Raw genomic sequence first — 21,714 nt, 5'->3', positions numbered from 1 at the left:
ACGCTACGGATCGGGGGATCTTCGCCACATGCCAGCCTTCTCTATTGTCGCACGCAGCCTGGCCGGGTGTGCCGTCGTCGTCGGTCTGCCGACCGCCGCGATCGCCAAGCCGCAAGAGGTCAGCTTCAGGATCGCCGAGCAGCCAGTGCAGGCCGCGCTCGCGCAATTCTCGCAGCAATCCGGGCTGCGTCTGCTCTACCCCTATGAACAGGTCGTCGGACTGCGATCGCAGGGCGTCAGCGGCGCGATGTCGCCACGCGATGCGCTGACGCGGCTGATCCGTGGCACCTCGCTGAAGATCGTCGTCATCAAGGACGGCTATGTCGCGTTGCGCGCCGACACGGCTGCACTGCGGCCGGTCGCGCTGGCGGCGACGATGACGCGGCCAATGGCGGGGCAGGTCGTGCAGCGCCGCGATGCCGCGCCGCCGCCGCCCACGCCCCCTGAGACCCAGGTGCAGGAGGATGCCGGCAGCGATATCGTCGTCACCGGATCGCGCGGCCAGCCGCGGACGGTCGCGGACAGCCCGACGCCGATCGACGTCATCGGCGGCGCGGATCTGCAACGCACAGGGCGGTCGGGCGTGCTCGCCGCGCTCAACACGCTGATCCCGTCGTTCAACCTGCCGTCGCGCGCGGGTGGCGGCACGTCCACGGTGATCTCGACCGGCGGCCTGCGCGGGCTGAACCCGGACCAGACGCTGATCCTGGTCAACGGCAAGCGGCGCCACAAGACGTCGCTGATCAACGCGGTGTCGACCTATTACAACGGCTCGGTACCGGCGGATCTCGACATGATACCGACCGCCGCGGTCGATCATATCGAAGTGCTGCGCGACGGTGCGGCGGCGCAATACGGGTCGGATGCGATCGCCGGCGTCATCAACATCATCCTGAAGAAGTCGTCGAGCGGCGGCTTCGCGACCGCCAGTGCAGGCCAGAACATGGACCGCAGCGACGGCGAACTCTATCGCGCCGAGTTCGATATCGGCACGAAGCTGGGCGAGGACGGTTTCCTCAACGTCGCGGTCGGCGCCAAGAAACAGCTCGCCTCCAACCGCGCCGAGCCGATCGCGTCGACGATCCGCCTCTATCCGCTGGTCGCCGGGCAGCTCGATCCGCGCGAGGCGACGATCGATCGTCAGGTCACCTCCAATTACGGCGCGATGCCGCAGGAGAGCATCAACGGCAGCTACAATGCGGGCTATGACCTAGGCGACGTCACGCTCTACAGCTTCGGCACGTACGGCCAGCGCAAGTCGGACCTGAACTACACGTACCGCCCGGCGACCAACGCCAACTCGCTGCCGGGCGTGTATCCCAACGGCTTCTATCCCCGCGTCGTGATCGCCGAAGAGGATTACGAGTTCGCGGTCGGCGCGAAGGGCGTCGTCGCCGGCTGGCACTGGGATTTCAGCAGCACGCTCGGCAAGAACCGTTCGCGGCAGAATGCCGACAACACGATCAACGCCTCGCTCGGACCGACCAGCCAGACCGAATTCTACGTCGGTACGCTGGTGTCGAAGGAGGCGGTCAATTCGCTCGACCTGACGCGCGGCTACAAGGTCGGCGGCGGCAACCTCCAGGTTTCGACCGGTATCCAGCACCGGATCGAGAGCTATCAGATCAAGCAGGGCGAACCCGCGAGCTATGCGGCGGGAACGTACACCAGCAGCCTCGGCCGACCATCGCCCGGCGCGTCGGGTGCCGCCGGGTTCACGCCCGACGACGCCGGCTTCATCAAGCGCAACAATTTCGCCGGTTATCTCGACGTCGCCTATGATCCGACGCGCGACATCACGATCGGTGGCGCGGTGCGCTACGAGCATTATGACGACGAGAGCGGCGATACGCTGATCGCCAAGCTGAATGCCCGCTATGCGATCACGCCGTGGGCGGCGTTGCGCGGGGCGGTCAGCACGGGGTTCCGCGCGCCCGCGCTCGCGCAGCAGATCTATGCGTCGACGACGGGGCAGTTCCGCAATCTGGGCAATCCGCCGGTGCTCAACCTGTTGCAGATCAAGACGCTGCCGGTCGGATCGCCTGCCGCGGTCGCGCTGGGGGCCGAGCCGCTGACGCCCGAGAAATCGACCAACTTCAGCGGCGGGATCGTCCTGCAACCGCTTGAGCGGCTGACGGTGACGATCGACGGCTATCAGATCAAGGTGAAGGATCGGATCGCGATCACCAGCACGCTGACCGGCTCGGCGGTGTCGGCGATCCTGATCGCGAACGGCCAGTCGCCCGATATCAGCGCGCAATATTACACCAACGCGATCGACACCCGGACGCGCGGCATCGACGTCGTCGCGACCTATCGTCACCCGCTGTTCGACGTGGCGAACCTCTCGTGGAACCTCGGCTACAACTACAACAAGACGATCATCACCGGGGTGAAGGACAACCCGGCGGCGCTGGCGTCGCTCGGCGCGGATTACGTGCTGTTCGACCGGCTGTCGCGGAGCAACCTGACGGTCAACCTGCCGCGGACCAAGCTGTTCATCGGCAACGTCGCGACCGCGGGCGACTTCTCGCTGAGCACGCGCGTCGTCCGCTACGGCGGGTTCAAGGCATACGGCAACGCGGTCGTCAGCGATCGGTCGTTCGGCGCGAAGTGGATCACCGATCTCGAATTCGCGTGGCAGGCGACCAAGCAGCTGAACCTCGCGGTCGGCGCGAACAACCTGTTCAACACCTATCCCGACCGCAACGACACCGCGACCAACGTCAACACCGGTGCGGGCTTCTATTCCACCGGCGGCGCCTACGGGTTCACCGGCGGCTTCTATTACGGCCGCGTGTCGGTCGAGTTCTGAGGATGAGCATGCGCAACCTTGTGATCGTGAGTGCCGTGATCGCGGCTGGCCTGGTGGCACCCGCCGCGACCTCGAAGACGCCTGTCGCGAAAGGCGGCGAGATCCTGTGGGACAGCTTCGGCGTGCCGCATGTCTATGCGAAGACCGAGGCGGGGATCTTCCACGGCTTTGGCTATGCGCAGGCGCAGAGCCACGGCAATCTTCTGCTCCATCTGTACGGCGAGGCGCGCGCGCGGGCGGCGGAATATTGGGGCGACAAATACGCGGCGTCGGACAAATGGCTGATCGCCAACGACGTGCCCGAGCGATCGGCGCGCTGGTATGCGCAACAGACGCCGCAGTTCCGCGCCGACCTCGATGCGTTCGCTGCGGGCATCAACGCCTATGCCGAGGCGCACCGCGAGACGCTCGATCCGACCGTGCTGCAGGTGCTGCCGATCCGCGGCGTCGACGTCATGGCGCATGCGCACCGCCTGATGAACTACGTCTATATCGCGTCGGAACAGAAGGTGCTGGCGAACCCGGAGGCGAACGAGGCCGGCGGGTCGAACGCCTGGGCGGTCGCGCCGTCGCGCTCGGCGAGCGGCAAGACCCTGTTGCTCGCCAACCCGCATCTGCCGTGGTCGCCGAGCCTGCTCACCTATTACGAGGCGCATCTGAACGGGCCGGGGCTGTCGCTGTACGGCGCGACGCAGGTCGGGCTGCCGATCCTGCGGTTCGGGTTCAACGACCAGTTGGGGTTCACCAACACGGTCAACACGATCCTCGGCTTTACCGCGTACAATCTGAAGCTGGCGGACGGCGGGTATAGTTTCGATGGCAAGACGCTGCCGTTCAAGACGGTGGGCAAGAGCTTCAAGGTGCGCCAGCCCGACGGTACGCTGAAGACGGTCGCGTTCGAGCAGCGATCGAGCGTGCAGGGTCCGGTGTTCGCGACCCCAGACGGGCGCACGATCGCGCTGAAGGTGGCGGGGCTCGACCGGCCGGGCGTGCTCTCGCAATATTACGAGATGGGCCGCGCGCGCGACTGGGCGCAGTTTCAGACGGCGGTGCGGCGCGTACAGGTGCCGATGTTCAACATCGTCTATGGCGACCGTGCGGGGCACATCCTGTATCTCGACAACGGTATCCTGCCGAAGCATCCGGACGGCGATTTCAGGACATGGTCGCGGCCGGTGGCTGGCAATACGTCGAAGACCCTGTGGACCGACGTGCACGGCTATGACGATTTGCCCAAGGTGCTCGATCCGGCGTTCGGCTTCGTCCAGAATGCGAACGATCCGCCCTGGGTGTCGACATGGCCGCAGGTGCTCGATCCGGCGAAGTTCCCGGCCTATGTCGCGGTGCGCGGGCCGATGAGCCAGCGTGCGCAGATGTCGGTCAAGCTGCTCGCCGAGGGGCCGAAGATCAGCTTCGACGATTTCGTGGCGAAGAAGGTCACGACGCGGTCGCTGATGGCGGACCGGTTGCTGCCCGAACTGGTGCCGCTGGCGGAGGCGAGCGACGATCCCGAACTGAAGAGCGCGGCGGCGTTGCTGAAGGGGTGGGATCACCGGTTCGAGCCGGACGCGCGAGGTGCGCTGTTGTTCGAGACCTGGGCGCTGCTGTTCTCGCCGATCAACTTCACGACGCTCAAGAACTACCGCGAGACGTGGTCGGCGGAGCGGCCGCTGCAGACGCCGACGGGATTGAAAGATCCGGCGGCGGCGCTGGCGATGCTGAAGGCGGCGGTGGCCAAGACGCGGACGCTGTACGGCGCGGTCGATCGGCCGTTCGGCGAGGTCTCGCGCTTCCATCTGGGAGCGGTCGACCTGCCGGGGAATGGCGGGTTCGGGAATACCGGCGTGTTCCGGACGATGACGTGGGGGCCAATGAAGAACGGCCAGCGCACGCCGCTCCACGGGGAGACGTTCGTGTCGATGGTCGAGTTCGGGACGCCGATGAAGGCGGTCGGGTTGATGAGCTACGGCAATTCGAGCCAGCCCGGATCGAAGCACGAGTCCGACCAGCTCTCGTACCTCGCGAACAAGACGTTCCGGACACTTTGGACGACGCGCGGCGAAGTCGAGAAGCATGTCGAAGAGACGACCAAATTCTAAATTCGGGGAGACGACGGATGACGAAATTCTGGATGGCGGCAGTGTTGGCTGCGATGACGGCGACCCCGGCGATGGCGAAGGACACGCATAGCGGGACGTGGGTGTCGAACGAGGCAAAGAGCTACTGGAGCGACGGCAAGTTTCCCAAGGGCTTCAAGCTGACGATCGAGATGAAGTTCGAACCGAACAAGCTGGTCTATCACGCGGTCAACACGACGCGTCCCGGGGTGCCGCCGTACATCAACGATTTCGTCGCGACGCTCGACGACAGCGTCAGCCCGATGGACAATCCGCGCTTCAACGAGATCCGTATCAGGCCACTCGATGCGGACACGTTGCAGGTGCTCGAACAGAAGGACGGCGACGTCATCGTCGGGCAATATTGGCGGTTTGCCAAGGACGGCAAGTCGTTGGTACGCTGGGGCATCGGCAAGGCACCGGACGGCAAGTCGAAGGCGTTCCTCGAATGGTTCGATCGGGTGAAATGATGCGCAAGATCGTCGCCGTTCTCCTTGCCGCGCCACTGATCGTCGGCGCGGCGCCCGATCCCAAGACGGCTCGCGCGGTGCATGAGCGCGCGATCGTGCTCGATACGCATTTCGATACGCCCGCCAATCTCGGCCGCGCGGGGTGGAGCATCATGGATCGCCACGACGTCGCGGTGACGGGCGACCAGGTCGACTATCCGCGGATGGTGGAGGGCGGCGTCGATGGCGGGTTCTTCGCGATCTATATCGGTCAGGGGCCGCGTACGCCCGACGGCGACCGGGCCGCGCGCGATGCAGGTCTCGTTCGCGCGGTGCAGATCCGCGAGATGGTCGCCGCGCATCCGACTGTGTTCCGGCTGGTGACGACCTCGGCCGAGGCGCGCGCGGCGGTCGCGGGCGGCAAGCGGTTCGTGTTCATGAGCATGGAGAACGGATATCCGTTCGAGGCGGGCCTGAGCCTCATGCGGACGTTCCAGCGGCTCGGCGTGACGATGATGAGCCCGGCGCATTTCAAGAACAACGACCTTGCCGACAGCGCGACCGACACGCCCGAATGGAACGGGCTGAGCGAGAAGGGGCGCGCGTTCGTCGCGGAGGCGAACCGGCTGGGGATCGTGATCGACGCATCGCACAGCTCGGACCTGTCGCTGCGCCAGATGATCGCGCTGTCGAAGGCGCCGATCATCCTGTCGCATTCGGGCGCGCGCGCGATTTTCGACCATCCGCGCAACGTGACCGACGCGGACCTCCGGCTGCTCGCATCGAAGGGCGGCGTGGTGCAGGTCAATGCGTTCAACGGCTACATGGTGCCGCAACCCAAGATCCCGGAGCGCGATGCGGCGATGAAGTCGCTGATGACCGGCATCGACTTCGAGAAGATGACCGACGCGGATCGCCAGAAACTGGTCGCGGGGCGCAAGGCGATCGACGCGAAATGGCCGGTGCCGAAGGCGCATTTCGACGACGTGATGAAGCACCTGCTCCACGCGATCGAGGTGGCCGGGATCGACCATGTCGGGATGAGCGGCGACTTCGATGGCGGCGGCGGAGTCGAGGGGTTCGACGATGTTGCCGACTATCCGAAGATCACCGCGGCATTGCTAGCCCGCGGTTTCGGCGCGGCGGACGTGGCGAAAGTGTGGGGCGGCAACGCGCTGCGCGTGCTCGACGCGGCGCAGCGGCTGGCCGAACCGGGCGTGAAGCCGGCGATACCTGTGACGTCGTGATGGCAAGCCCGGCGAGCCGCAGAAAGGCCGCCGCGGATTGAACAAGGGGGAGGGGACCGGGACGCCGTTAGACGGTGGCCGGTCGGTCTGAAGGCACTCAACGGTCGGTTCGCCGACCCAGAAGGGAGCCTTTCGCATTGACCAAAGCCCGTTATTCCGTCGGTACCGCCCTCGTTCTTCTGATGGCCGTCGCCCCAATGACCGCGCGCGCCCAGGTGACCGCCGAGCCGCAGGTGACGGAAGAGACGACCGCCGACATCGTCGTCAGCGGCCGTCGTATCTCGCAGGCGGACGAAGCGGTCGGGCAGGACCGGATCACCAGCACGGTCGCGGTCACGCGGGAGGCGCTGCTGTCCGCGCCATCTGGCATCTCCGGCCTCAAGATGCTCGAGTCGCTGCCCGGGTTCAACGTCCAGACCGATGGCGCGCTCGGCCTCTACGAGTTCGGCAACAGCGTCCAGGTGCGCGCGTTCAACCTCGACCAGATCGGCTTCATCGTCGACGGCATCCCGACCGGGCGCAGCGACGCATTCGGCGGCAGCCCGATCTTCCGCTACGTCGACAACGAGAATCTCGGCATGGTCGAGGCCTCGCCGGGCGCCGGCGGGGTGACGATGCCGAGCTATTCCTCGCTCGGCCCGATCGTGTCGTATCGCTCGATCGAACCGCAGGAGGATCTCGGCGTGTTCGCGTCGCAGAGCTTCGGCGATTTCGACATGAAGCGGACGTTCGTGCGCGTCAGCACCGGGCGGGTCGGGCCGCTGAAAGCCTATGTCAGCCGCACCAAGCTCGATACCGATCTATGGCGCGGTGCAGGATCGGTCGACCGCGAGCATTGGGAGGCGATGGCGCACGTCGACCTCGGCGGTACGAGCTGGGCGCGGTTCAAGTTCGTCGCCAACGACTTCTTCGATTACGATTCCCCGTCGCTGACCCGCGCGGAATACAATTCCACGACGCCCGATCTCGGCGGCAATGTCGGGCGGTACCGCGGCTATCTGGGGACGGTGCCGGTCTACGCGCCCGTCGCCGGCGGCCCGCAATATTCGAACGCCAACTACACCTATGTCTCGAACCTCGCGATCAACGTGCGGAAGGACAAGCTGTACGGCGCGACCTTCCACGCCGGTATCGCGGATAATGTCTATGCCGAGACGACGCTCTACTGGGAGGACAAGACCGGCTACGGCGTGTCGCCCGACAGCTACGCCAACTCGCTCACCCGGTATCGCCAGCAATCGGCGGTCGGCCTTGCGCTTACCGCACCCCGCGGCACGCAGTTCGGCGTGTCGGGAGTTGGCGGAGACCGGATCGGCATCGTCCAGTCGCTCCACGCCGATGTCGGCCGCCACGCGCTCGACGCCGGGATCTGGGCGGAACAGGACAAATATCACCGCACGCAGCTGCGCTACAACACGGTCGGCGGGTCGCCCGCCGCCGATCCGATCTACAGCGAGCCGGTGTATCTGCGCCGCGACTACCGCACCGAGCGGCAGACGACGCAGCTCTATGTCCGCGACCGGATCGCGCTGACCGACAGCTTCAGCCTCGATCTGGGCAACAAGATGCTCGATCTCGATTACCAGCACCGCGGCTACCGCGACTTCAACGATTACGCGCGGGTCGTGAACGGCGTTGCGGTCGCCGGCTGGGGTCCGCAGTACAACCGCGCGCACTATTCGGATTATTTCCTGCCGACCGCGGGCATCCTGTTCAAGCTTCCCGACGGTCGCTCGCAGCTGTTCGCGTCCTATGCGGAGAACATGGCGCTGCCCAAGGGGATGGATGACGTCTTCTCGGTGTCGTACGCGAGTTCGGCGGCGCTGGTCGCGGCACCGGCACCAGAGCGCTCGAAGAATGTCGAACTGGGCGTGCGGACCACGCAGTCGCAGTTCTTCGCGTCGCTGACAGGATATTACACCAAGTTCGACAATCGCATCCAGTCGATCACCTCGATTCTGCCGGGCACGAGCAACGTTACCGAGACCTTCTACCAGAATGTCGGTGGCGTGGAGGCGTATGGCGCCGAGCTGCTCGCGAACTTCAAGCCGACCGCACTGCGCGGGTTCGCCTATTTCAACGCGAACGTGACGTACAACCATGCGCAGTTCCAGGATGATATCGTCGCCAACCCGACGCTGACCTATCGGACCGCAGGCAAGTTCCTGCCCGACAGCGCGAAGTGGATCGTGTCGGGTGGCGTCACCGTCGAGCCGTCGCCGTGGCTGGTCGCCAATCTCACCGCGAAATACACGAGCAAGCGCTTCTCGACGTTCGACAACAGCGCAGGATCGTCGGTGCCCGGGTTCACCGTGTTCTCCGCCTATGCCGATATCGGCGACGGGTTTTCGCTCGGCCCGATCAAGAACGCGAAGATCCGCGTCAACGTCGACAATCTGTTCGACAAGGACGTACTCTCGTTCATCTCGCCCGCGATTACCGGCGACGGTCTGTTCCGCCCCCTTAGCCCGCGCACCGTACAGCTCAGCCTGTCGGTCGACCTTTGATCTCTGTCTCCAGCGAGGATTTTGCCATGACCGAACAGACTTATCTTCCCGAAGATGCCCGCGACGACCTGCTCGACCGGGGCTATTCGCGGCGGCAACTCGCGCGGGTCGCGGGGATCTTCGGCGCAGGGGCGGTGGCGGCGTCGCTCGGTCGCCCGGCCTGGGCGTCGGGAGGCGTGCCCGATCCGGCACCCACCGCGAAGGTGCGGATCGGCGCGAACGAATGCTGGACCGGGCCGCTGCTGCCGGGCCAGCGCGCCGCGCAGAAGATCATCGCCAACAGCAATCGGTACGCGCCGCAGGACGAGCGCAACGATTTCCTCAAGGCGGTGATGGCGGTGGAGGGGGTGCCGTACGATCACATCGCGCCGTGGCCGGGCTCGAGCGATCCGCTGTCGCGCGCGATCGTCAGCTTCTGTTCGCCGCAACGGGGTCTGGTGACCGCCGACCCCACGTTCGAGCTTGCCGGGCGAACCGCGGACTGGCTCGGTGCGCCGGTCAAGCGCGTGCCGCTGACCGCCGAGTATGCGCATGACGTCCGCGCGATGCTCGCGGCGGATCCGAACGCGGGGCTGTACTACATCTGCACGCCCAACAACCCGACCGGGACGATCACGCCGATCGCCGACATCGAATGGCTGATCGCGAACAAACCCGCCGGCTCGATCGTGCTGGTGGACGAGGCCTATACGCACTTCGCGGGCGTGCCGGTGGCATCGCCGCTGGTGACGGCAGGGCGCGACGTGATCGTGCTGCGGACCTTCTCGAAGATCTTCGGGATGGCCGGCATGCGGATGGGCTTCACGATGGCGCGGCCGGATATCCTGGCGAAGATGATCCGTTACGACGGCGGCATGCAGTCGGGTGCGTTGCCGCTGCCGTCGCTGGCGTGCGCCACGGCAAGCCTGACCGCGGCGCCGCTGATCGCCGCGCGCCGCGCCGAGATGGTCCAGGCGCGGGGCATCGCGCTCGATCACCTCCGCGCGCGCAACATCGTCGTCAAGCCGACCAGTGCGAACATGATCATGATCGACTGGAAGACGCGCCCGGCAAAGGACGTGCAGGCGGCGTTCCGTGCGCAGAGCGTCGAGATCGGGCGGTCGTGGGCGATCTGGCCTACGGTGTCGCGCGTGACGGTCGGCTCGGCGACGGAGATGAAGGCGTTCTGCGTCGCGCTCGACAAGGTCATGGCCTGAACCGGACTGAGAGCGGGCGAAGTTCGATGGCGTGTCCGGGATCGTGCTGGCGGCACGGGCCGGCTAAGTCCTATCGTCAGGTTCGTGACGGTCGGATCGTGCCCAGTCCCGCTCTGGCGCGGGATGCTACGCTGCCTGTGCTCATGTCCGGCACGATCGGGGCGAACGCCGTGCCGGACATGGTCGCCTCGTCTCGGCTAGGATTTCGGTGATCCGGACGGGGCGTTCGCCACTGCGGCACCTTTCACGACGACGATCTTGGGTAGCCTGCGGATCGGCTCGACGGTGATGTTGCGAAACCAGGTCTCGGCGCCTTCCGATTGCAGCTGGATCCGTCCGTGCGTCAGCGGCTGGCGGGTTCCGTCCGGCGCGATCGTCGCGATATCCGTGATCTCCGCCACCGGTATGCCGTTCACGACATGCACGGCGCGGTTACCCAGCACATAGAGATCGAGTGTGTTCCACTCCCCGATCGGCCGTTCGGCGTCGGTCGCGGCCTCGACGTTCCAGGTCGGCGTTCCGTTGACCATGTCGATCGGTCGGCCGCCGACGCGGAACCGTAGCTGGGGCGCGATCAGCGAGGGATCGTCGACCACGGTCGTCCGCGCGCGAACCTTGCCGCCGACGACCACTGCCATTCCGGTCGAGCCCTTCATGATCTCGAATTCCATCGACGGCTGCCACGTCCCGAAGACCTCCCCCGGCAGGCCGTGCGTATGGTAGAGCAGGCCGTTGTTCGGCGGCTGCCGATCTCGCGGCGCCCATGTCTTCGCACCCCATTTATACTGGAGGCGAAGGTGATAGTTGGCGAGGTCCGCGCGGTGGACGAGGCTGCCCCAGGTTTGCCCCTTGATCCAGATCGCCGGACCGCCATCGACCTGACGGACGGCGAAGTCTTCACCACCGCCGCCGCGAGCAATACCGATCGGCTTATTTTCGGGATCGCCGCGATAGGTCACCGCGGGGTCGACGTAGCCAAGCCAGGGGCGCCAGTCCTTCAAGCTTCGGCCATCGAACAGCATGACCGGTTTGCCTGTCGCTGGCGGCAGGTCGGTCAAGGCGAGCCGCTGGCGGGCGACGATCGGTGCGCCGGCCGTGACCGGCGGCTGATCCTTGGGGCTCTGTGCCGCGGCGATCGCGGGCAGCACGAAGACGATCGGTAGCGCGAAGGTCTTGATCATGGAAATCCTCTCGCCGGGTTCGGCTCGGGTTGCCGCGGGTGCGCGCCGTGCGTGGCGCCGGGGATCGCGGTACTGTGTCGTACCACGAGTTCGTGGCGCAGCGTGACCTGTCGAACGGGGCTGCCGCCGCGCAGGATGCTGACCAGCAGCTCGACGGCGCGGCGGCCGATCATCCCCTTGGGCTGGGCGATCGTCGTCAGCGGCGGCTGGAAATAGCGCGCCAGCGGCAGGTCGTCGAAACCGGCCACGGAGACGTCCTCCGGGCACGACAGTCCGGCGTCGCGGATCGCGCTGAGCGCACCCATCGCCATCTCGTCGCTGAAGCAGAATATCGCGGTGACGCCGTCCGCCAGCAGGCTGCGAACATGCACGAACGCCGATCCTGCGGCATAATCGCCTACCCGAATGTGCAGGCTTTCGCGGAGACCCGCGCGGTCCGCCGCGTCAATCGCGCCGGCGAGGCGATCGCGGCTGATCGGGCTGGCTTGCGGGCCGGTGACGATGCCGATCTCGCGGTGGCCGAGGCTGACGAGGTGCTCGACCGCCTCGGCACTCGCGGCGGCGTTGTCGATGTGCACGCTGGGGACGCCCAGATCGGCGCTGTATTCGCAGCCGTTGACGATCGGCGCGGCGGCGCCTTTGCGCGACAGCAGCGGCTGGAGGCTGGCGGGCAGGCGATGGCCGAGGAAGATCAGCCCGTCGACCTCGCGACGCGAGAGCATCTCCGCATATTGATCCTCGACCTCGGGATCGTGGCGCGTGTCGCCGACGACGACCGAATACCCTGCATCCCGTGCGGCTTCTTCGGCACCGCGGATGACGCTGGCGAAGAACGCGTTCGAGATGTCGGGGACGGTCAGCAGGATCTTGGCAGCGCGCAGCGTGCGCAGGCTCCGTGCGGCGACGTTGGGCGCGTACCCCGACGTGCGGACGACCTCGAGCACACGCCGCCGCGTGTCTTCGGACACCTGCTCCGGGCGGCTCAACACGCGCGAAACGGTGGCGGTGGAGACGCCCGCGAGTGCGGCCACTTCGATGATCGTCGGCATGACCTCGTCATGGATCGGCTCGGCGGCAGTGTCGATAGCGATCCAATGTAATCCTTTACATTCGTTTCACAGCTCCGTAGCTTTGTGATCGACAAGCAGGAAAACTGCGATCGGAGAGGTGGCGAATGGCGCTTGCAGATACTGGATCCCCAGCCACGACCGGCGATCTCTCGACGAGTCCCGTATTGACCGGCTCCCTGCTCACCGGCCGCCTCAGCGCCATGATGTTCATGCAATTCTTCGTATGGGGCGCCTGGACCGTAACCCTCGGCCTCGTCATGCAGACCGTCGGCATCGGCAACCTCATCGGCAACGCGTTCTCGGTCGGGCCGATCGCGTCGATCGTGGGCTCGTTCCTGCTCGGCATGGCTGCGGCGCGTTATGTTAGCCCGCGGATGCTGATGGTGATCCTGCATCTTGTCGGCGGCGTGCTGTTGTTTGTGCTGCCGTCGCTGGTGACACCGGAGAATGGCGGGACCTTCGTCTGGCTGCTGCTCTGCTACATGATCCTGTACATGCCGACGGTCGGCCTCGCGAACACCATCGCGCTGAAGAGCTTCGGCGAGCGGACCGACAAATTCCCGTTCGTCCGCGCGTTCGGTACGCTCGGCTGGATCACGGCGGGGCTGATCATCGGCTGGGCGGGCCTGTCCGCGAGTCCGGAGATTTTTCGCGTTGCGGCGGTCGTGTCGATCGCGCTCGGCCTCTACAGCTTCACGCTGCCGAACGTCACGGCGGACGCGCCGCGCGACGAGAGCGTCCTGCGCCAAGTGTTCTGCGTCGAGGCGTTCGGGATGCTCAAGCAGCGCTCGTTCCTGATCTTCATGACCTGCGCGACGCTGATCTCGATCCCGCTGGCGATGTATTACGCCTATGCCTCGCCCTATGTCGGCGCGACCGGCATCAGCAACGTCGGCGGCACGCTCGCGATCGGCCAGATGTCCGAACTGGTCTTCATGTTCTCGATGCCGTGGCTGTACCGCCGTTTCGGGGTGAAGCCGCTGCTGCTGGTCGGCATGGCCGCATGGGCGTTGCGCTACGCCTTGTTCGCGATCGGCGATGGCGGTTCGTCGATCTGGGCGGTGTATCTCAGCGTCGCGCTGCACGGCGTGTGCTATGATTTCTTCTTCGTCGCCGGCGCGATCTACACCGGCACGATCGCCACGCCCAAGGGCGTCAACGCGCAGGCCCAGGGCATGCTGACGCTGTTCACCTACGGCGTGGGCATGCTGCTCGGATCGCAGATCGGCGCGCTTCTGTATGCGCAGCTGCCCGCATCGCCGACCATCGCCGACTGGCAGCATATGTGGTGGTATCCCGCGATCGCCGCGGCCGTGATCGCGCTGCTGTTCCAGTTCACCTTCCGCGACGACACCAGAAAGAGTGCAGCATGACCGGCATGAAGGGCCCCGGGATATTCCTCGCCCAGTTCCTCGGCGACGAGGCTCCGTTCGATACGCTCGATGCGCTGACCGAATGGGCGGCGGGGCTCGGCTATGTCGGCGTCCAGATCCCCTGCAACGCGCAGTTGATCGACCTGAAGCTCGCCGCCGAGAGCAAAACCTATTGCGACGATCTTCGCGGCCGGCTGGCGAACCACGGCATCGAAGTCACCGAGCTGTCGACGCATCTGCAAGGCCAGCTCGTCGCCGTCCACCCGGCATATGACACGCTGTTCGACGGCTTCGCGCCCCCCGAAGTCCATGGCAAGCCCGCCGAGCGCCAGCTTTGGGCGGTCGAACAGGTCAAGCTCGCCGCCCGCGCCAGCGCCAATCTCGGCCTGTCCGCGCACGCCACTTTCTCGGGCGCGCTGGCATGGCCGTACGTCTACCCCTGGCCGCAACGCCCCGCCGGGTTGATCGAGGAGGCCTTTGCCGAACTCGCCCGCCGCTGGACCCCGATCCTCGACGTGTTCGAGGGCGCCGGCGTCGATTGCGCGTTCGAGGTCCATCCCGGCGAAGACATCCATGACGGCGCGACCTGGGAACGTTTCCTCGCCGCGGTCGACAACCATCCGCGCGCGCGCCTGCTGTTCGATCCGTCGCATTTCGTGTTGCAGCAGCTCGACTATCTCGACTTCATCGATCGCTATCACGACCGGATCTCGTGCTTCCATGTCAAGGACGCCGAGTTCAACCCGACCGGCCGAACCGGCGTGTACGGCGGTTACGAGAACTGGGTCGACCGCGCCGGCCGGTTCCGCTCGCTCGGCGATGGGCAGGTCGATTTCTCCGGCATCTTCAGCAAAATGGCGCAATACGGCTATGACGGTTGGGCGGTGCTCGAATGGGAGTGCGCGCTGAAACGCTCCGACGACGGCGCGCGCGAAGGCGCACCGTTCATCCGCGACCACATAATTCGGCTGACCGAGCGCCCGTTCGACGACTTCGCCGCCAGCGGCATCGATCGCGCCGCAATCCGCAAGCTGCTCGGGTTGTCGGAGGAGCAGGCATGAGCCGCCTCCGTCTCGGCATGGTCGGCGGCGGGGAGGGGGCCTTTATCGGCGCGGTCCACCGGATGGCGGCGGCGCTCGACGGCGACTGGGATCTGGTCGCGGGTGCGTTCAGCACCGACGCCGGGCGCAACACGCGCACCGGCGACGTGCTCGGACTGAACCCACAGCGCGTCTATCCGTCGCTCGACGCGATGATCGGAAACGAGCGAAACCTACCGGCGGACCAGCGTATCGACGCGCTCGCGGTCGTAACGCCGAACCATCTCCACGCCCCGATGGCGATCGCCGCGCTGAACGCCGGCTTCCACGTGTTCTGCGAAAAGCCGATGGCGATGAGCGTCGTCGAGGCGGAGGCGATCGCCGCAGCCGCCAGGGCTAGCGGCCGCCACTTCGCGCTGGCTTTCACGTACAGCGGCTATCCGATGGTCGAAGAGGCACGCGCGCGGGTCGAGCGCGGCGATTTCGGCGCGATCCGTCTGGTCCAGGTCGAATATCTGCAAGGCTGGCTCAGCCAACCGATCGACACCGACGGCAACAAGCAGGCCGAATGGCGCACCGATCCCGCCCGCGCCGGGCTCGGTGGCTGTCTCGGCGACATCGGCACGCATGCGTTCCAGCTCGCCGAGCATGTCTCCGGCCTGTCGGTATACTCGGTTTCCGCAGACCTGACGACACATGTCGACGGTCGTCGGCTCGACGACGATGTCAGCGCGCTGCTCCGGTTCGAGGGCGGTGCCCGCGGCGTGCTCAAGGCGACGCAGGTCGCGGCGGGCGAGGAGAACGGGCTTCGGCTGCGCATCCACGGCGAGCGCGGCGGCCTGGACTGGTCGCAGATGGAACCCAACACGCTGACGCTTCGCTGGCTCGGCCGTCCCGCCGAGATCGTTCGAACCGGCGGCCCCGGGATGCTCGACGCGACCACCTCGCTGGTGCGTACACCTGCCGGTCATCCCGAGGGCTATATCGAGGCTTTCGGCAATCTTTACCGCGCGTTCGCCTCGGCGATCCGCGGCGATCAAGACGGCCGCTGGTTTCCGGGCGTGACCGATGGCCTGCGCACGATGCGCTTCATCGAGGCGGTGATCGCCAACGCCGGCGCGGACCACAAATGGACTTCAGTAAATCCGGGAGAGAATGAATGAAGCTGCTCATGGCTCTGGTCGCGGGAAGCATCGCGGCAGTTGCGGCAGTCACGGTCTCAGCGCCGACCACCGCGCAATCCACCGCGGCTGCACCGCCGGCCTTCGCCGCGTGCCGCGCCTGCCACACCGTCGTGAAGGGCGGCAAGAACGGCATCGGCCCCAACCTGTACGGCGTGGTCGGCCGTGCCGCCGCCGCGACGCCCGGCTTCAACTACTCGCCGGCGATGAAGGCATCGAAGCTGCGCTGGGACGAGAAGACGCTCAACGACTATCTCGCCGCACCGCAGAAGAAGGTGCCGGGCACGCGCATGCCGATCGCGACGCCCGATGCCGCCAAGCGCGAGACGATCATCGCCTATCTCAAGGCCGAGGGCTCGAAATGACGGTAATGGTCGCATGACGCTCTCCCGCCGAAACCTGCTCGGGGCCGGGCTCGCGGCCGGTGCCGCCGCGTCGCTGGTGCCGGGCATGGCCGGGGGGCAATGCCGCAGCTCGAACGCCGCGCGCTTCTCGCTCGGCTACGCGCCGCACGAGGGCAGCTTCGCCAGCCGCGGCGGGCGAATCGAACAGATCGCCTACGCCGCCGATCAGGGCTTCACCGCCTGGGAGGACAACGAGGCGGCGACGCGGTCGGTGGCCGAGCAGGAGCAGATGGCCAAGGCGCTCGCGCAGCGCGGCATGACGATGGGCGTGTTCGTCGCCAGTATGCCGAAATGGTCGAAGTCCAGGCCGTTGCTCGGGGCGATTGACGGTGCCGAGCGCGAGGCGTTCCTCGCCGATATCCGCGCCTCACTCGACGTCGCCAAGCGCCTGAACGCGAAGCGGATGACCGTCGTCACCGGCTTCATGGACCCGAAGGTTCCGGTGGATATCCAGACTGCGCGCGTGATCGACGTGATGCGCCGCGCCGGCGACATCGTCGCGCCATCGGGTGCAGCGATGGTGATGGAGCCGCTCAACACGCGGACCAACCATCCCGGCGTCTATATGCAGTCGATTTCGCAGGGCTATGCGGTCGCGCGCGGCGCCAACAGCCCGGCGGTTAAGATCCTCGCCGACCTGTATCACGAGCAGATTCAGTCGGGGAACCTGATCCCGACGCTAGACACCTGCTGGAACGAGATCGGCTATATCCAGTTCGGCGACAATCCGGGCCGCAACGAACCCTCGACCGGCGAGATCAACTTCAAGTCGATCGTGAAGTGGCTGAAGGCGCAACGCTACACCGGCGTGATCGGCATGGAACACGGCAATTCGATCGCAGGCCGCGCAGGCGAGGATCGCCTGATCGCCGCCTACCGCGAGATCGACGCAGCATGAAGGGGATGGGGATGAAGACGGTGTTGATGGCGAGCGTCGTCGTGGCGCTGGCGGGGCCGGTTGCGGCGCAGGACAAGCCCGGCTTCAAGGACACGCCGATGCTGCCGGGCGGCCAGTGGCACGTCCATGATGCCGACCGCCCCGCGCCGATCGTTGTCGCACCAGCCGCAGTCCCTGGCGGTCCGCCCGCCGACGCGGTCGTGTTGTTCGACGGGCGCTCGCTTGATGCGTGGAAGCCAGATCGCATCGCGTGGCCGATCGACAACGGCATCCTGACGATTCCCTCGCGCGCGGCAAGCGGCGGCGAGAACAACCTCGTCTCGAAACAGAGCTTCGGCGACGTGCAGATGCACCTCGAATTCCGCTCGCCCAACCCGCCGACCAAGACATCGCAGGATCGCGGCAACAGCGGCATCTGGTTCATGCAGCGCTACGAACTGCAGATTCTCGATGGCTCGCAGAATCCGACCTACGCCGATGGCACCGTCGGCGCGGTCTATGGCTGGAAGCCGCCACTGGTGAACGCCGCGCGCCGTCCCGGCGAATGGCAGACCTACGACATCGTGTTCGAACGCCCCCGCTTCGCCGCCGACGGCAGCCTGCTCCGCCCGGCGTACGTTACCGCGCTGCTCAACGGCGTGCTCGTCCAGAACCATCAGACGATGCTCGGCACCACCATCTGGCGCAAGGTGGCCAGTTACACTGCGCATGCCGATGCCGCACCGATCCAGCTCCAGGATCACGATTCACCGGTGTCGTTCCGCAACATCTGGGTCCGTCCGCTGACCCAAGAGGCGATCGCGCAGGACCTTGGAAAGGACGGTAAATGATCGACCGCAGAACGGCACTCGCCGGCGTCGTCGCCATGTTCGGCACGGCTTTGTATGCGCCGATCGCACGCGCCGCCGGGATCGCGGCAACACCGGGCGCCGCCGCCGGCATCCCTGTCATCAGCGAAGGCCCGCCCAGCGTCGCGGTCTTCACCGCCCCCCAGCGCGCACTGATGACCGCGCTCAGCGAACGCGTGCTGCCGACCACCGATACGCCCGGTGCGATCGCCGCGGGCGTGCCGGCCTATATCGAAAAGCTGCTCGCCGACTGGGCCGCACCCGTCGACCGCGTCCCGATCCTTGCCGGGCTCGACGCGATCGAGGCGCGCAGCCTCAAGGACTACAAGGTCCCCGCCGCTAAGGCGACCGCGGCGCAGCAAGACGCGCTGCTCACGCTGGCGATGAACGACCAGATCCCGTCCGGCGGCGTCTTCTTCGAGGCGTTCCGACAGCTCGTCGTCACCGGTTACTACACGTCGGAAATCGGCATGACGCAGGAGCGCGAATATCTACCGGTGCCGGGCGAGTATAATGGCGCATTCCCCTATTCTCAGGTCAACAAGGTGTATTCCGCATGATCCTCAGCCGTAGAAACCTGCTTGCCGGCTCCGGCGCGGTCGCCGCGCTCGCATTCGTGCCGACCGCCTCCGCGGCACAGTTGAAGGCGATCGGCCTGCAACTCTATACGATCCGTGACATTTTCTCGAAGGACCCAGTCGGCACGCTCGGGCAGGTCGCGAAGATCGGCTACCGCGAGGTCGAGTTCGGTGGTGGCGGCTATGACGGCATGGACCACGCGATGCTGCGCCGGACGATGGACAAGCTCGGCCTGACCGCGCCGTCGGTGCATATCGGCTATGACGCGCTGCTCCAACGGTTCGACCAGTCGGTGACGATGGCCAAGACGCTCGGCGCGACCACCGTCGTGCTGCCGTACATGACCGACGAGCATCGCAACGAAGCGGGCTGGACCGCGGCACTGCCGAACTTCAACCGGTTCGCGACCGATCTGACGAAGGCCGGGCTGGGCTTCGCGTATCACAATCACGATTTCGAGTTCACGATCAAGCCGGGTGGCGTCAGCCTGTACGAGCGGCTGCTGAAGGAGACCGACCCCGCGCTCGTGAAGCTCGAGCTCGATCTCTACTGGGCGTTGCATGCCGGCGAGAACCTGACGACGCTGATCGAACGGCTGTCGCAGCGAATCTATGCGTACCACGTCAAGGACATGCGGCCCGATCGCAGCATGGCTGCGGTCGGCGCGGGCACGGTCGATTTCGCCGCGCTGTTCAAGCTGAAGGGCAGCGCCGGCGTCCGGCATTTCTACGTCGAGAACGATCAGGCCCCCGCGCCCTATCTGCCCGACATCACCACGAGTTTCCGGACGCTGCGCGCCCTGCGTTTTTGACCGGGCGTTTCTAACCGGGCGCATATCTAACTGAGCATTAGGAGACGAAGATCATGGCCGAGACCAACAGGTTCGACGCGATCGTCATAGGGTCTGGTGTGAGCGGTGGCTTTGCCGCCAAGGAATTGACCGAGAAGGGCCTGCGAGTCCTGATGCTCGACCGCGGCAAGATGGTCGAGCACGGCGAGGGCTACACTTATGACGGCAAGCCCGCCTATGAGATCCCGGCGCGCAACATCATGCCCAAGCCGCTGATCGACAGCGACTATTTCATCGCCACGCACGGCTATGTGTCACCCGGCAACCAGGAATTCTACAATGACGACCGGCTGAACCCGTACGCGTATGACGAAGGCAGCAAATTCTACTGGATCCGACCCGCGGCGGTGGGCGGCAAGTCGATCATCTGGGGCCGCTGGTGCTTTCGCTGGAGCCCGGAGGATTTCGAGGCGAACAAGCGCGACGGCATCGATGGGGATTGGCCGATCCGCTACGACGACGTCGCGCCGTGGTACAGCTATGTCGAGAAATACATCGGCGTGTCCGGCTCGCGCGAGAACCTGCCCTATCTGCCCGACAGCGAATTCCAGCCGCCGATGCCGATGAACGTCGCCGAGAAATGGCTGAAGCAGAACCTCGAAACCAAATTCCCGGGTCGCAAACTGATCCACACCCGGCTGTCGAACATGACCGAGGACAAGCCCGACCAGAACCGCACGAAATGCCAGTTCCGTAACCAGTGCAGCAACGGCTGCTCGTTCGGCGCCTATTTCTCGACGCAGGCGGTGACCTTGCCCGCGGCGCGCGCGACTGGTCGCCTGACGCTCAAGTCGGACTCGGTCGTCACCAACCTGGTGTACGACGCGGCGCGGAAAAAGGTCACTGGCGTCCGCTATATCGATAGCAAGACCGGCCAGGCGGAAACGGTCAATGCCGATCTCGTCTTCCTCTGCGCGTCGGCGATCGCGTCGACCCAGATCATGCTGAACTCGCGCGCACCCGGCAGCGATCGCAGCTATTTCGACGCCAGCGGTACGCTCGGCCGCTATGTCATGGACCACATCTTCCGCGTCGGGATCGAGGGTGACATTCCCGGCATGGATTCGTTGATCGAATATGGTCGACGTCCGGGCGGCGTCTACATCCCGCGCTTCCGCAATATCGGTGGCGACGAGGGTGTCGGCTTCAAGCGCGGCTATGGCTATCAGGGCAGCGCGCGCCGCGATCCGGCGGCACCGGTCGGGTTCGGCGCGTCGATGAAACACGGCATGCGCCAATATGCGCCGTGGAAATTCCACATGGGCGCGTTCGGCGAATGCCTGCCTTATGCGGACAACCGCGTGTCGCTGCACGCGAGCAAGGTGGACCGGTTCGGCGTCCCGTTGGTCCGCTTTGACGTCCGCTTCCGCGACAACGAGCTCAAGATGATGGCCGACGCGCGAACGCAGGGCGAGGCGATGCTGAAAGGGGCAGGGCTGACCAACGTCAAAAGTAGCGAAAGCGAGCACGTCCCGGGCGACGCGATCCACGAGATGGGCGGCGCCCGCATGGGCCGCGACCCGCGCACCTCGGTGCTCAACGAATGGAGCCAGGCTCACGCAGCCTCGAATCTCTACGTTACCGACGGTGCGCAGATGGCGTCGATCTCCTGCGTGAACCCGTCGCTGACCTTCGTGGCGCTGACCGCCCGCGCCGCCGATCACGCGGTGCGCCAGATGACGAAGGGATAAATCGGGAAGGCTGTCCGGCCCCCGGATAGCGCACGGGTCCCCAAGGCCGGTCCCGTCCAAGTGCCGCTGCAAACCGCGGGCCGGCAGCGCCGACGGTTAACGGGCAGACGATGGCGCTGTGGCTGATGCGGGAGCGAATTTAATCGCAGGTCAAAATAGCCACTTGACCTATAACATTCGCTCTCCTAAATACGTCGAACCGCAGCGGAGTGCCTTACGGGCTTCTGCGACGGTCGCAAAAAACCAGATGCTGCAAGCTTTCCGGAAG

Annotated in this window: 17 protein-coding genes; 15 read left to right on the top strand and 2 right to left on the bottom strand. The window is 65.8% G+C overall.

What is annotated here, in order from left to right; genetic code table 11:
- Positions 1-28 precede the first annotated feature (28 nt).
- From IFT67_RS18465 to IFT67_RS18440, 6 genes are all read left to right on the top strand, one after another.
- Positions 29-2,815, top strand: coding sequence for a TonB-dependent receptor (locus IFT67_RS18465; RefSeq protein WP_192239564.1), 2,787 nt, complete (start codon positions 29-31; stop codon positions 2,813-2,815).
- An 8-nt stretch (positions 2,816-2,823) separates the two neighbouring features.
- Entirely contained in the window at positions 2,824-4,914 is a 2,091-nt protein-coding gene (locus IFT67_RS18460) for a penicillin acylase family protein (RefSeq protein WP_192239563.1), read from the top strand.
- 17 nt (positions 4,915-4,931) lie between these two features.
- Positions 4,932-5,402, top strand: coding sequence for a hypothetical protein (locus tag IFT67_RS18455; RefSeq protein ID WP_192239562.1), 471 nt, complete (start codon positions 4,932-4,934; stop codon positions 5,400-5,402).
- The gene (locus IFT67_RS18450; protein ID WP_192239561.1) at positions 5,399-6,628 is read left to right on the top strand and encodes a dipeptidase; all 1,230 of its coding nucleotides are present in this window, start codon (positions 5,399-5,401) and stop codon (positions 6,626-6,628) included. The genes IFT67_RS18455 and IFT67_RS18450 overlap by 4 nt, the downstream gene beginning before the upstream one ends.
- 182 nt (positions 6,629-6,810) lie before the next feature.
- The gene (locus IFT67_RS18445) at positions 6,811-9,135 is read left to right on the top strand and encodes a TonB-dependent receptor (protein ID WP_192239560.1); all 2,325 of its coding nucleotides are present in this window, start codon (positions 6,811-6,813) and stop codon (positions 9,133-9,135) included.
- A gap of 26 nt (positions 9,136-9,161) precedes the next feature.
- Positions 9,162-10,331: a pyridoxal phosphate-dependent aminotransferase gene (locus tag IFT67_RS18440; RefSeq protein ID WP_192239559.1), complete on the top strand. Its 1,170-nt coding sequence runs from the start codon at positions 9,162-9,164 to the stop codon at positions 10,329-10,331.
- Between the two features lie 197 nt (positions 10,332-10,528).
- Here IFT67_RS18440 and IFT67_RS18435 read toward each other — a convergent pair whose 3' ends face one another.
- The gene (locus tag IFT67_RS18435) at positions 10,529-11,512 is read right to left on the bottom strand and encodes a 3-keto-disaccharide hydrolase (RefSeq protein ID WP_192239558.1); all 984 of its coding nucleotides are present in this window, start codon (positions 11,510-11,512) and stop codon (positions 10,529-10,531) included.
- On the bottom strand, positions 11,509-12,561 hold the full coding sequence (locus IFT67_RS18430) for a LacI family DNA-binding transcriptional regulator (protein WP_192239557.1): 1,053 nt from the start codon (positions 12,559-12,561) through the stop codon (positions 11,509-11,511). The genes IFT67_RS18435 and IFT67_RS18430 overlap by 4 nt, the downstream gene beginning before the upstream one ends.
- Before the next feature lie 185 nt (positions 12,562-12,746).
- Here IFT67_RS18430 and IFT67_RS18425 point away from each other — a divergent pair, with 185 nt between their 5' ends.
- From IFT67_RS18425 to IFT67_RS18385, 9 genes are read left to right on the top strand one after another with little or no spacing between them, the layout of a single operon-like run.
- Positions 12,747-13,955: an MFS transporter gene (locus tag IFT67_RS18425; RefSeq protein ID WP_244647528.1), complete on the top strand. Its 1,209-nt coding sequence runs from the start codon at positions 12,747-12,749 to the stop codon at positions 13,953-13,955.
- Positions 13,952-15,016, top strand: a complete 1,065-nt coding sequence (locus IFT67_RS18420) for a sugar phosphate isomerase/epimerase family protein (RefSeq protein ID WP_192239555.1) — start codon at positions 13,952-13,954, stop codon at positions 15,014-15,016. Before IFT67_RS18425 ends, IFT67_RS18420 begins: the two co-directional genes overlap by 4 nt.
- Positions 15,013-16,158: a Gfo/Idh/MocA family protein gene (locus IFT67_RS18415; protein WP_197983159.1), complete on the top strand. Its 1,146-nt coding sequence runs from the start codon at positions 15,013-15,015 to the stop codon at positions 16,156-16,158. The genes IFT67_RS18420 and IFT67_RS18415 overlap by 4 nt, the downstream gene beginning before the upstream one ends.
- Entirely contained in the window at positions 16,155-16,541 is a 387-nt protein-coding gene (locus IFT67_RS18410; RefSeq protein WP_192239554.1) for a c-type cytochrome, read from the top strand. The genes IFT67_RS18415 and IFT67_RS18410 overlap by 4 nt, the downstream gene beginning before the upstream one ends.
- A gap of 13 nt (positions 16,542-16,554) precedes the next feature.
- The gene (locus IFT67_RS18405; RefSeq protein ID WP_192239553.1) at positions 16,555-17,478 is read left to right on the top strand and encodes a hydroxypyruvate isomerase family protein; all 924 of its coding nucleotides are present in this window, start codon (positions 16,555-16,557) and stop codon (positions 17,476-17,478) included.
- Between the two features lie 11 nt (positions 17,479-17,489).
- On the top strand, positions 17,490-18,308 hold the full coding sequence (locus IFT67_RS18400; RefSeq protein WP_244647527.1) for a 3-keto-disaccharide hydrolase: 819 nt from the start codon (positions 17,490-17,492) through the stop codon (positions 18,306-18,308).
- Positions 18,305-18,886, top strand: coding sequence for a gluconate 2-dehydrogenase subunit 3 family protein (locus IFT67_RS18395; RefSeq protein ID WP_192239552.1), 582 nt, complete (start codon positions 18,305-18,307; stop codon positions 18,884-18,886). Before IFT67_RS18400 ends, IFT67_RS18395 begins: the two co-directional genes overlap by 4 nt.
- A complete protein-coding gene (locus IFT67_RS18390; RefSeq protein WP_192239551.1) occupies positions 18,883-19,716 on the top strand; it encodes a sugar phosphate isomerase/epimerase family protein in 834 nt (277 codons plus the stop codon). The genes IFT67_RS18395 and IFT67_RS18390 overlap by 4 nt, the downstream gene beginning before the upstream one ends.
- A 53-nt stretch (positions 19,717-19,769) precedes the next feature.
- Entirely contained in the window at positions 19,770-21,446 is a 1,677-nt protein-coding gene (locus IFT67_RS18385; RefSeq protein ID WP_192239550.1) for a GMC family oxidoreductase, read from the top strand.
- Positions 21,447-21,714 lie beyond the last annotated feature (268 nt).

The organism is Sphingomonas sp. CFBP 13728 (assembly GCF_014841895.1).
Classification (GTDB): Bacteria; Pseudomonadota; Alphaproteobacteria; order Sphingomonadales; family Sphingomonadaceae; genus Sphingomonas.
Note: the sequence above shows the minus strand (reverse complement) of the source record. Positions and strands in the feature narration are given on the sequence as shown.